The sequence below is a fragment of the Avibacterium paragallinarum genome (genome assembly GCF_900450705.1).
Taxonomy (GTDB): Bacteria; Pseudomonadota; Gammaproteobacteria; order Enterobacterales; family Pasteurellaceae; genus Avibacterium; species Avibacterium paragallinarum.
Genome location: NZ_UGHK01000001.1, coordinates 290,317 through 302,241, shown reverse-complemented (window position 1 = coordinate 302,241; position 11,925 = coordinate 290,317). Strand labels below are relative to the sequence as shown.

The following is an 11,925-nucleotide window of genomic DNA, read 5'->3' as shown; positions in this document are numbered from 1 at the left end:
GTATATTAAAATTAATATAAAATAGCAACAAAACCCCGTTATCTGCATCTCGCGTCCGCCCCAGGCAACAAACCGAGTTGTAGCAATGAGAGCAGATAACATTTCACCAAAAAACCGAACAGTTGCCAGACTTAAACCCGAATGCAAGGCAGGTTAATGATGAATGAACAAACTTATTGTGGTATTGATGTTGCTAAACGTCATTTCGTCATTGGGCTTTCTACCCAAAAACGAACAAAAACCGAAACCAACAACCCGAAAGGGATTGCACATACCATTGAGTATTTACGTCGTTTCAGTGTGGACTTAATTGTCCTTGAAAGCACCGGTAGGCTTGAACTCCCATTAGCTAAAGCACTCCACCGCACAGGCTTTCGTGTGGTGATTGCCAACCCGCGACAAACCAATCAGTTTGCGATGTCGCAATCACTAGCAAAAACCGACAATAAAGATGCCAAAATGTTGGCTTTTTACGCCCAAATGCTCGCAATGCGTGATAATGTAGCACAGCAGCTTTACATACCACCCACTCCCGAGCAGGAACAGCTTGAAGCCCTTGTTTCACGCCGTAATCAGCTTGTTGAAATGCGTTTTGCGGAGAAAAACCGCCTTGAACAAGTTCATTCCACACAAGTATTCAGTGTTGAACAGCATATCGACTATCTCAGCCTGCGTATTGATGAGCTGGATAGGGAAATCGAACAGCATCTCAAACATTTTGACGATACAATAAAAAAGTTTAAAGACATCAAAGGGTTGGGTACACAAACAATAGCCGTTTTGATGTCAATGTTGCCTGAGTTAGGTCAATACACACATAAACAAATCGCTTCACTTGTTGGTGTTGCACCCCATCCTAAAGAAAGTGGCAACACCAAATGGAAAAGCCGCTGTTCAGGTGGTCGCAAAGCCGTACGAAATGCACTGTATATGGCAACATTTGTTTGTGTACGTTTTGAGCCTAAACTCAAACAATTTTACGAACGCTTACGTGCTAATGGTAAGGCGTTCAAAGTGGCGATTAACGCCTGTATGCGTAAGCTTCTCACCATTTTAAATGCGATTGTCCGCGATGACTCGCAATGGGACGCTCACGCACTTTAATTAACGAATTTGTATTTTTGCTTTTTAGCGGAATACAGTTGCTACGGGGTATAATTTGTAATATCGCATTTTTGTAACAAGGAAACTGGGATATAAAATGAGAGGGCGACTTTAATTAAAGAGGGTTTATTTTTTATAAATCAAAAAATAGTGAAAAATATCACCGCTCTCTATATTTTGTATTGTAAATCGGGCGGACACATAGGTCCCGCCCCTACGGGGTATAATTTGTAATATCGCATTTTTGTAACGAGGAAACTGGGGTATAAAATGAGAGGGCGACTTTAATTAAAGAGGGTGTATTTTTTATAAATCAAAAAATAGTGAAAAATATCACCGCTCTCTATATTTTGCATTGTAAATCGGGCGGACACATAGCTCCGTCCCTACGGGGTATCATTTGCAATATAGCGTGTTTATAACAAGGAGACTGGGGTATATAGATGTTGCTTAATCCCCGTATAAATTGCCCGAATGGAAATAAAATTTTTAGAAAAGTAACGCCGAGCGAGAGCGAAGCGAACATCAGGCTTACTTTTCGTTAAAAAAATTTTATTGGAATGAGGAATAGCAATTTAGTCGGGGTACGCTTTTCTTTGCTTACTTTCTTTTGAGTAAGCAAAAGAAAGTAAGTCGCCAACGGCGAAACCCGTTATATTTACCCAAAAAGATGTTATTCATATAATGGCGAATTAACACCCTATATTTAAGAGATCACAACAATGAAAATTATCATTCTAGGTGCGGGTCAAGTCGGTACAACCTTGGCAGCGAATTTGGTGAGTGAAGATAACGACATCACCCTTGTGGATAATGAGGCGGAGCGTTTGCTTGCGTTGCAGGATAAGCACGATTTGCGGGTGGTGAATGGCTCGGCTTCTTCGCCAAAAGTATTGCGTGAGGCGGGAGCTGCGGACGCGGATTTGGTGGTGGCAGTGACCAATTCCGATGAAGCCAATATGATTGCTTGTCAGGTGGCTTATACACTGTTTAACGTGCCGACAAAAATCGCACGTATTCGCAGTGCGGATTATTTACGCGAAAAAAATAAATTATTTCAGCCCGATGTGATCCCTATTGATCATATTATTTCCCCTGAGAAATTAGTTACCGATGAAATTGTACGCTTGATTGATTACCCCGGTGCGTTACAGGTTTCACACTTTGCGGGCGGATTGATTAGCATTGTGGTAGTCAAAGCCTATTATGGTGGGCCTTTGGTGGGTTATGCCTTATCGGTGCTGAAAGATCATTTACCGCATATTGATTGCCGTGTGGTGTCTATTTTGCGACAGGATAAAATTATCCGTCCACAGGGTTCGACGATTATTGAAGCGGGCGATGAGGTTACGTTTATCTGTGCTACTATTCACATTAAAGCCATAATGAGCGAGTTGCAACGTCTTGAGAAGCCTTATAAACGAATAATGATTATTGGTGGAGGGAATATTGGTAGTGGCGTAGCGAAACGCTTGGAAGATCACTGTTCGGTAAAACTCATTGAACGTAACTCAGAGCGAGCCACCGCCTTGGCGGAACGGCTATCAAAGACTCTCGTGTTTTGTGGCGATGCCTCAGATCAATCCCTTTTATTTGAAGAACACATTGAAAATGTTGATGTTTTTCTCTCTTTAACTAGCGATGATGAAGCCAATATTATGTCGGCATTACTGGCAAAACGCTTAGGAGCAAAAAAAGCGATGGTGCTGATTCAGCGTATGGCATACATTAATTTATTGCAAGGTGGAACACTCGATATTGTGGTTTCACCGCAACAACCAACTATTTCAGCACTATTAGGGCATATCCGAAAAGGTGATATTGGCGATGTTGTGTCATTACGGCACGGGGAGGCAGAGGCATTAGAAATCATTGTTCACGGCGAATCCCATTCATCTAATGTGATTGAGAGAAAAATCTCAGATATAAAATTACCGCCAACGGTTACAATTGGGGCTATCTTACGCGATGAAGAAATTATTATTGCTAGAAAAAATGTTGTCATTAAAGCAAATGATCATATTGTTGTTTATATTAGCGATAAAAAACATCTACCAGAGGTAGAAAAGTTGTTCCAACCAAGTGCATTTTTTATCTAATTTAGATTTCGATATTTTGACTCTAATAAAACAAGTTATAGAAAATAACGTTAAATTAATATTTGTTTAGATTAAATTTCAGGAACATAGTAAAATAAGTAGTCATTTTACTTTTCCTAAAAGGATAACATTAATGGAAGCAATCCCTAACGTTGAAGAATCTCAGGCAATCACGCGTGAAATTATTCGCAACCTACTTAATGATGGCAGTGATCCAGCTGCTCTTTATATTATTGAACACCATATTTCGCATTATGATTTTGATAAATTGGAAAAAATTGCCGTTGATATATTTAAGGCAGGCTATGAAGTGTCTGATGCGGAAGAATGGCTAGATGAAGACGGAAAAACCTTATTTTCTTTTGATGCTATCAGTGAAATTGAATTAAAGGCAGAATTAATTGATGCCCAACAGAAAGAATTATTCCCATTGATTGCCAAATTTAACGGCATCTATGACGGCTGGGGAACCTATTTTGAAGATCCTAATGTCGATAAAGATGAATACGGCGAAGACGGCGAATTTTTTGACGAGGAAGAATAAACTTCGTCAAAATCATTGAAAAATCCTACCGCACTTTTGGTTACACCACCTAAGTGCGGTGTTTTTTGTTTCTATAGTTAAATGTCTTTCTGTATTGTCCTTGGATAAGGGCTTGCGTGAAAGCGAAATCAATTTAGCTATATTTTACGAACGCTTTGGGCTTTTTGTTGTCATAAAGCCAGCATATTGCGAAACGAGATTGCCTCGTTTATGCAGACCTATTCACTCATTTATAAGGATTTTTTATGCGTTTAAAACATTTCACCTTCGCACTTTTGGCACTGCCCCTGTTTGCACAAGCTACTCCTACAACGGCAGATAATCAGATAGCCTTTGACGTTGAAGTCGAAAAAGAAGTGTCGCACGATTTATTGCAGGCGACCCTATTTATTCAGGTGGAAAACAAAGATCTTGCACTAGCTAATAAAGAGGTAAATAGCAAAATTAATCAAGCCTTTAGCATTTTAAAAGGCTACTCAGACGTGGAATTACGTGATGATTCCCGCAGCACCCAAGTGCGTTATAATAAAGATGGCAAGCAAGACGGCTGGATCGCCCGTGGGCGACTTGTGTTACAAAGTAAAAATGTCGAAGCTTTGTCTAAAGTCATCAGCAAATTAAATGGTATTTTAGCCATTGAGTACGTTAATTCTCAAGTGTCTTCAACTGCCATAAATCAGCTTGAAGAAGAAATGATGCAACAGGCATTGGTTCAAGTGGAACGCAAAGCCCAACTCATTCAGCAATCCTTGCACGCCAAAGGCTACAAAATTGTCGAGCTTATCATTCGCACGCCAGCGGAAAGCGGACGCTTTGTGGCTCGCCCTTACGCAGTAATGGCGAAAATGGCAAGCCCTGAGATGAGCGATCAAATGCAACTTGGCACAGGCAAAGCCAATGTTCGGGCCAGTATCAATGCTAAGATCCAGCTTATTCAGGAATAATGACAGCCAGCCCCATTTCCGTTACAATGGGGCGATTTTTTAACAAGCCAATGAGGTTATCAATGAAAGTTGCAAAAAATGTCGTGGTGAGCATCGCTTACCAAGTTCGTACCGAAGACGGTGTATTAGTCGATGAAGCACCAGCGAATCAGCCTTTAGAATATTTACAAGGGCATAATAATTTAGTGATTGGCTTGGAAAAAGCCTTAGAGGGCAAATCAGTCGGTGATAAATTTGAAGTGCGTGTCAAACCTGAAGAGGGCTATGGTGAATACAACGAAAATCTCGTACAACGTGTGCCAAAAGATGTGTTTGTTGGCGTAGATGAGCTTGTAGCTGGAATGCGTTTTATTGCCGATACGGACGTTGGTCCCTTACCAGTGGTGATCACCGAAGTAGGCGAAAATGATGTCGTGGTGGACGGCAATCATATGCTTGCAGGTCAAGAATTATTATTTGATGTGGAAGTCGTAGCAACCCGCGAAGCAACGTTAGAGGAAATCGCACACGGTCATATCCACCAAGAGGGCGGCGGTTGCTGTGGCGGACACGGTGATAGTGATGAAGAAGGACACGGCTGTGGTTGCGGCGGTCATCACCATCATCACGACCACGATCACCACCATCACGAAGGCGAAGGCTGTTGTGGTGGCAACGGCGGTTGCAAACACTAATTCAAAAATTTGCATTGAAAAACCACCGCACTTTAATTCACGCCCTGATTCGCTCAATTTGTGAAAAGGGGGGATTGGATTAATTTGAGATTAGTATGGAAAGAAGATAAAAGGGGCTTATTGCCCCTTTTATTTAAAATAGATTAATATTTTTTCCGTTTTGAATGTGGTTTGAAGCCACTGTCATCAAAAGTGCGGTGTTTTTTTTCTCTGAATTTTCGATCGCCTGTGCGGCTGTCGCTGTTGCGGCCTTTGGTTTTGCCGACAAAGCGTTTTTCGCCACCTCTGCCTTCGTTTTTGGCTTCACCAAGTAATGACATTTGCATTGGTTTGTTCATTACGCGGGTTTTGGTGAAATGTGCCACGAGTTCTTTAGGCATTCCTTGCGGTAATTCGATGGTGGAGTAGTTGTCGTAGAGTTTGATATGTCCGATATAACGGCTGTCAATGTCCCCTTCGTTTGCCACTGCTCCAACGATATGACGCACTTCCACACCGTCTAAACGTCCGACTTCAATGCGGTAGAGATCCATTAGTTGCGGGGTGCCGTAGCCACGGCGTTCTGCTGAGCGAGGGTTTTCACGGCGATTGCGTTCACGCCCAGCACGTTTGTCAATGGTAGGATCGGGAGGAAGAATCAATTTTTGTTTGCCTTGTAATAGCATTAACATTGCTGCCGCGATGTCTTCTTGATCTTGGTCTGCGGTGAACAAGTCTTCAAGCAGGCTGCGGTATAACTCTAGATCGTGGTGTTCAAGCTGTTTTGTAATTTTGGTCACAAAATTTTTGCGACGACAAGCTTGTAATGCTTCGCGATTTGGCACTTCCACTTCATCAATCGGCTTTTTGGTGAGGCGTTCGATATTTTTGAGCAAGCGATTTTCTCTTGGCTCAACAAATAATAATGCACGTCCTGCACGCCCCGCACGTCCTGTACGCCCAATACGGTGCACATAACTTTCGGCATCTAGCGGTATATCATAATTTACCACAAGACTAATGCGTTCCACATCAAGTCCACGAGCAGCAACATCAGTGGCGACTAAAATATCTAGGCTACCGTTGCGTAGGCGATCGAGGGTTTGTTCACGCAGTTGTTGGGTCATATCCCCATTGAGTGCGGCGGCACGGAAGCCGTGTTTTTCCAATAATTCGGTAATATCAAGGGTAGCAGTTTTGGTGCGAGCAAAGATGATTGCCGCATCAAATTCTTCCACTTCAAGGAAACGCAAGAGAGCTTCATTTTTGCGGAAACCACGCACATACCAGCAACTTTGGGTAATATCTGGAGCATTTTTTTGGTTTGATTGAATTTTCACTTCTTGAGGATTATTCATAAAGCGTTTTGTAATGCGGCGGATTGGTTCTGGCATTGTGGCAGAGAAAAGTGCGGTTTGATGCTGTTCTGGCAGTGCTGCCATTACGGTTTCAACATCATCAATAAAGCCCATTCGTAACATTTCATCAGCTTCATCAAGCACGATAAATTTTAATTCTGACAGATCGAGGGTGTTGCGTCTTAGGTGATCGAGGATACGCCCCGGTGTGCCGACAACCACTTGTGCACCTTGTTTTAAGGCCCTGAGCTGAATGTCATAACGTTGCCCACCATAAAGGGTAACGATGTTGATCCCTTTGGCATATTTCATAAATTGCTCGCAGGCGTCTGCCACTTGAATAGCAAGCTCGCGGGTCGGTGCCATCACGAGCATTTGTGGCATTTTTTTCTGCGGTTCGATTTGAGCCAACAGTGGAAGGGAGAACGCGGCGGTTTTTCCGCTTCCTGTTTGTGCCATTCCTAGCACATCTTGCCCTGCTAAAAGGTGAGGGATACAAGCCTGTTGGATTGGTGAAGGGGATTCAAATCCCATATCTGTTACTGCATTAAGGATAAATTCAGGTAAACCTAAATCATTAAAAGTGATTTTTGTTTCAGTCATTAAAATACTCGAATATAAAAAAGAAAGCTCAATTACTTTCAGGTTAGCAAAGCATAGGTGTCGTTAAATAGCTACTTTGCGGATAAATTGTTGAAAATCGTTTGTTTTACAACACCAAAATGTAGAACAAGTTCTACGTTATTGCACCTTCGCTTGCTTTAATTTTGCAAGCTCTAGTACGGCAAAACGATACTCAACAAAGTTATACACCTGATTCGCTATGGCCAATTTAAACAGGGTTTCTGCTTGTTCTTTTTGACCCAAATTGAGTTGTTGTTTTGCTAGATAAAAGTAGGTTTCGGTTAAAATTTCCGCATAGGGGATAGCGTGTTCCTTCGCAAAAGTGATGCCCTTTTGCTGCAATTCTGCCACCGATAATTGACCTAAATAATATTGCACAATATAGCTGCCCCATTTGTCATCAGCAAGGGCAAGGCTACGTTGTTTTAGCTGCTGTTTTGCATTCTCTGGGTTGATTTCTAATTCGTTCAAGTAAAGCCACAAGACTCGATAAGGATCAGAGGTATCTACTTGATAAAACTCAGATAAATCCTTTTCGGCAAGGGTATAGCGTCCCATATAATAAAAATCAATGCCGCGATTAAAGAGGCTATTTGCGTCTTTGGGATTTAATGTCAAAGCGATGTTAAAAGCCTCTAACGCGTTATCATAGTCCTCGCTCAGCAGCAAAGATACGCCCAAATAATTATAAAGTGCGGTTACTCTTGGCTGCAATTCGAGTGCTTGCAAAAAATCGTAGCGTGCTAATGTCCAAAGTCCAAGGTTGTCGTACAGTATGCCACGTTCAAAGTGTAATACCGCACGTTCCTTGTTCGTCAATTTTTTTTCGTTAAGATGTCCTACTTGCAAGATTTGGCTAATGCGTGCGATCATCGTTTCTTGTTCAGAATGAAGAACGGGCGTTTGCTCTGCGATGGCGAGTTGATGATCCACCATAAATGCGGGCTGTGAGCCACCGCAACCGCTGAATAAAAAAGCCAATGGCAACAAGATTAAACGCCACATTGATAAATACCAAAGGGATTTCCATTGCCGGTTATGCTGCATTATATTTGCCTTAAATCTCTGCTTTTTATGTGAAAAGAAATGCTTATTTCACACGGATTCGTAAGAAAAAATAAAACTCCCTGCTTACATTAAGCTGGGAGCTAGCCTAATTATTCTTGCTCACTGACTGTTACGTTTTCAACGACAGCAGCATCTTGTTTTGGAGCAATATCTTTCATCGTTAAGCGGATACGACCTTGGCGATCGATTTCAACCACTTTTACCGTAACTTCTTGGCCAATGCTGAGGTAGTCGCTCACTTTTTCAACACGCTCATCAGCAATTTGAGAAATATGCACTAAGCCCTCTTTGTTGCCAACGAGAGAAACGAACGCACCGAAATCCGCAAGGCGAGTCACTTTACCTTGATAGATTGCACCCGCTTCAACTTCCGCCGTAATGTCTTCAATGCGAGCCATTACTTCTTTCACCGCATTGTTATCTACCGCCGCGATTTTCACTGTACCGTCATCATCAATATCAATGGACGTACCAGTTTCTTCCGTTAAGGCACGAATTACCGCCCCACCTTTACCGATCACATCTTTGATTTTCTTCGGATCGATTTTCATTGTATGAATACGCGGTGCGAAATCAGAAATGTCTGCACGCGGCTGCGGAACAGCTTGTTCCATCACGCCAAGAATGTGCATTCTCGCCCCTTTCGCTTGGTTTAGAGCAATCTGCATAATTTCAGGGGTAATCCCTTCAATTTTGATATCCATTTGCAGTGCTGTAACCCCTTCACGTGTTCCAGCTACTTTGAAATCCATATCGCCTAAGTGATCTTCATCACCTAAGATGTCAGAAAGCACGACAAATTTTTCATCTTCTTTTACTAAGCCCATTGCGATCCCCGCAACAGCCGCTTTAATTGGCACGCCTGCGTCCATTAATGCCAATGATGCACCGCAAACGGAAGCCATTGATGATGAACCGTTGGATTCGGTGATTTCAGATACCACACGCACCACATAAGGGAATTCAGAAAGGCTTGGCATTACCGCAGCCACCCCACGTTTAGCAAGGCGACCGTGTCCAATTTCACGGCGTTTTGGTGAGCCAATCATACCCGTTTCACCTACTGAGTATGGTGGGAAGTTGTAGTGGAATAAGAAGTGATCGGTTTTCTCGCCTGTCAATTCATCAATAATTTGGGCATCACGCTCTGTCCCTAATGTGGCTACCGCTAAGGCTTGGGTTTCGCCACGAGTAAAGAGGGCTGAGCCGTGTGTGCGAGGCAATACGCCAGTGCAAATGTCCAAGGCACGCACGGTGTCTACGGTACGACCATCAATACGCGGTTCGCCATTTAAAATGCGTGAACGAACGATTTGGCTTTCAAGTGCGGTCAGAATATCAACGATTTTTCCTTCGCTTAGGGTTTCATCTTCCGCCGTTAATTGGTTCACCACATCAGCTTTAATCGCATCAATTTGTTCATAGCGAGCTTGTTTTTCCGTGATACGATAAGCATCGCCTAAACGGCTTTCCGCAAGAGCTTTAACTTTATCAATCAACGCCGTGTCTGTAGCTGGAGGCTGCCAATCCCAACGCGGTTTTCCTGCTTCTTGGGCAAATTCTTTAATGGCTTCAATCACCACTTGTTGTTGCTGATGGCCAAACACCACCGCGGCAAGCATTTGTTCTTCGGTGAGAATATCTGCTTCTGATTCCACCATCAATACGGCTTTATCTGTCCCCGCTACCACTAAGTCTAAACGGCTTTGTTTTTGTTCGTTAGTGGTTGGGTTTAAGACGAATTGACCATCAATAAAGCCAACGCGTGCTGCACCGATAGGGCCGTTAAATGGCACACCTGAAAGGGTAAGTGCCGCTGACGCACCGATCATCGCCACTAAATCTGGGCTGATTTGTGGGTTTACCGAAACCACGGTTGCCACAATTTGAATTTCGTTGAAAAAGCCCTCTGGGAAAAGCGGACGGATTGGACGGTCGATAAGACGAGCGATTAAGGTTTCGCCCTCAGAAGGACGACCTTCACGCTTGAAGAACCCCCCTGGAATACGCCCCGCGGCATAAGTACGCTCTTGATAGTTTACGGTTAATGGGAAGAAATCTTGCCCTTCTTTCACATCTTTCTTCGCTACAACCGTAACGAAAACGCTGGTGTCGTCCATACTCGCCATCACTGCCGCTGTGGCTTGACGGGCGATTGCTCCGGTTTCTAAGGTTACCGTGTGCTGACCATATTTAAATTGTTTAACAATTGGATTCACAATATTTTCCTTTTAATAAAATGGAATAATTTGCGGAACATTCCACACTCAATGCTTTAGGTAAAATAACAGGCTAACTGTTTGATTTCACCTTGTTTTCCCAATTGCGACTAGCAAAAATTCTCTCAAAAAGCACCGCACTTTGTCGAGTTGCGTAAGAGTATTTTTGATAGCCGCACGCCAACGGGAAAAGAAAAGCCCCGCTATTATACAGGGCTTTTGTGTTTATTGATACCGCTAAATGCGTTGATTTTAGGTTTATTCACCTTACCTAATTATTCTGCTTTTTCGGTTGGGAAAAAGCCAGATTTCACGTCTTTCATATTTGGCAAGTGGTGAGCAATCCCTTTATGGCAATCAATACAGGTTTTGCCATCTTTAATTGCCATTGTGTGCATTTTTTCTGCTACGCCTTTTTGCAAGGTGAAATCCATTGCATCAAAATTATGACAGTTACGGCATTCTTGTGAATTATTGGCTTTCATTCTTGCCCATTCACGCTCTGCCATTTCTAAACGTGCTGCTTCAAATTTTTCTTTGGTATCCACTTTACCTGTAATATGCGCATAAACTTCTGTTGCTGCTTTAATTTTACGCACCCACTTAGGAATAAATTCGTGTGGCAAATGGCAATCCGCACAAGTGGCTTTTACCCCAGTGCGATTGACATAATGCACAGATTGACGATATTCAGGCACCACATCGTTCATATGGCAGCTAGAACAAAATTCTTCGGTGTTGGTGTGTTCAAGTGCGGTGTTAAATCCACCCCAAAATACGATACCCGCAATGAACGAGAGGGTAATTAATACACCCACCGCCATACGGCTTGGTGAGCGAAACCAATGCCAAAATTTTTTAATTAATTTGATCATCGCAGTATTATTCTCCGTAGCCTTTCATTGGTTTAAATTCATTTGGCACAATCGGTTCAACGTCAGATTGTGAAACGTGGCACTGTAAGCAGAAATAACGGCGAGGAGCGGTTTCGCCGCCGACAAAGTTTCCGTTACGATCCATAAAGTGGGTTGGGCTAATGCGTGTTGCCCCTGTGATGCGAGAAGCCTCAACGCTGTGGCAATTCAAGCATTGGTTCACATTTTTGGTGATTTGATAATTTTTTACGCTATGTGGAATCGTTGGTGGTTGATTCACATAGTTAAGCGGTGGTAACTCACTTTGTTTTGGCACGTTGTGAAAAGCGGGTTTCACGTCTTCTGGCGTGCCTTGCAGATAGTTGTCAATGTTATCCGCTGCCATCACGCTGGTGGCAAAAAGTGCGGTCAAAATTAATGATGTTTTTTTAATCATT

General features: G+C 42.8%; 10 protein-coding genes. 5 read left to right on the top strand and 5 right to left on the bottom strand.

Annotation, left to right across the window (positions count from 1 at the left end; all coding sequences use genetic code 11):
* Window positions 1-156: 156 nt before the first annotated feature.
* The 5 genes from DXZ23_RS01730 (at window position 157) to slyD (ending at window position 5,365) form a co-directional block, all read left to right on the top strand.
* Entirely contained in the window at window positions 157-1,104 is a 948-nt protein-coding gene (locus tag DXZ23_RS01730) for an IS110 family transposase (protein WP_172457181.1), read from the top strand.
* Window positions 1,105-1,826: 722 nt separating this feature from the next.
* Window positions 1,827-3,203: a Trk system potassium transporter TrkA gene (gene trkA, locus DXZ23_RS01725; protein ID WP_017806350.1), complete on the top strand. Its 1,377-nt coding sequence runs from the start codon at window positions 1,827-1,829 to the stop codon at window positions 3,201-3,203.
* Between the two features lie 133 nt (window positions 3,204-3,336).
* Window positions 3,337-3,747: a ribonuclease E inhibitor RraB gene (gene rraB, locus DXZ23_RS01720; protein WP_017806351.1), complete on the top strand. Its 411-nt coding sequence runs from the start codon at window positions 3,337-3,339 to the stop codon at window positions 3,745-3,747.
* A gap of 245 nt (window positions 3,748-3,992) precedes the next feature.
* Complete coding sequence (locus tag DXZ23_RS01715) at window positions 3,993-4,691, top strand: SIMPL domain-containing protein (RefSeq protein WP_017806352.1); 699 nt, start codon at window positions 3,993-3,995, stop codon at window positions 4,689-4,691.
* A gap of 62 nt (window positions 4,692-4,753) precedes the next feature.
* Window positions 4,754-5,365 carry a peptidylprolyl isomerase gene (gene slyD, locus DXZ23_RS01710; protein WP_017806353.1) on the top strand — a complete coding sequence of 204 codons (612 nt, stop codon included), beginning with the start codon at window positions 4,754-4,756 and terminating at the stop codon, window positions 5,363-5,365.
* A gap of 143 nt (window positions 5,366-5,508) precedes the next feature.
* Here slyD and DXZ23_RS01705 read toward each other — a convergent pair whose 3' ends face one another.
* From DXZ23_RS01705 to DXZ23_RS01685, 5 genes are all read right to left on the bottom strand, one after another.
* The gene (locus tag DXZ23_RS01705) at window positions 5,509-7,305 is read right to left on the bottom strand and encodes a DEAD/DEAH box helicase (protein WP_017806354.1); all 1,797 of its coding nucleotides are present in this window, start codon (window positions 7,303-7,305) and stop codon (window positions 5,509-5,511) included.
* A gap of 138 nt (window positions 7,306-7,443) precedes the next feature.
* Window positions 7,444-8,373 carry a lipoprotein NlpI gene (nlpI, locus tag DXZ23_RS01700; RefSeq protein WP_017806355.1) on the bottom strand — a complete coding sequence of 310 codons (930 nt, stop codon included), beginning with the start codon at window positions 8,371-8,373 and terminating at the stop codon, window positions 7,444-7,446.
* 110 nt (window positions 8,374-8,483) lie between these two features.
* Entirely contained in the window at window positions 8,484-10,613 is a 2,130-nt protein-coding gene (gene pnp, locus DXZ23_RS01695) for a polyribonucleotide nucleotidyltransferase (protein WP_017806356.1), read from the bottom strand.
* A 275-nt stretch (window positions 10,614-10,888) separates the two neighbouring features.
* Complete coding sequence (locus DXZ23_RS01690) at window positions 10,889-11,488, bottom strand: cytochrome c3 family protein (protein ID WP_017806357.1); 600 nt, start codon at window positions 11,486-11,488, stop codon at window positions 10,889-10,891.
* 7 nt (window positions 11,489-11,495) lie between these two features.
* The gene (locus DXZ23_RS01685; RefSeq protein ID WP_017806358.1) at window positions 11,496-11,924 is read right to left on the bottom strand and encodes a nitrate reductase cytochrome c-type subunit; all 429 of its coding nucleotides are present in this window, start codon (window positions 11,922-11,924) and stop codon (window positions 11,496-11,498) included.
* Window position 11,925 lies beyond the last annotated feature (1 nt).

Bases quoted from the DNA above. Each gene is read 5' to 3' on its own strand.
- DXZ23_RS01730 (WP_172457181.1), top strand. From the start codon at position 157: ATGATGAATGAACAAACTTATTGTGGTATTGATGTTGCTAAACGTCAT.
- trkA (WP_017806350.1), top strand. From the start codon at position 1,827: ATGAAAATTATCATTCTAGGTGCGGGTCAAGTCGGTACAACCTTGGCA.
- rraB (WP_017806351.1), top strand. From the start codon at position 3,337: ATGGAAGCAATCCCTAACGTTGAAGAATCTCAGGCAATCACGCGTGAA.
- DXZ23_RS01715 (WP_017806352.1), top strand. From the start codon at position 3,993: ATGCGTTTAAAACATTTCACCTTCGCACTTTTGGCACTGCCCCTGTTT.
- slyD (WP_017806353.1), top strand. From the start codon at position 4,754: ATGAAAGTTGCAAAAAATGTCGTGGTGAGCATCGCTTACCAAGTTCGT.
- DXZ23_RS01705 (WP_017806354.1), bottom strand. From the start codon at position 7,305: ATGACTGAAACAAAAATCACTTTTAATGATTTAGGTTTACCTGAATTT.
- nlpI (WP_017806355.1), bottom strand. From the start codon at position 8,373: ATGCAGCATAACCGGCAATGGAAATCCCTTTGGTATTTATCAATGTGG.
- DXZ23_RS01690 (WP_017806357.1), bottom strand. From the start codon at position 11,488: ATGATCAAATTAATTAAAAAATTTTGGCATTGGTTTCGCTCACCAAGC.
- DXZ23_RS01685 (WP_017806358.1), bottom strand. From the start codon at position 11,924: ATGATTAAAAAAACATCATTAATTTTGACCGCACTTTTTGCCACCAGC.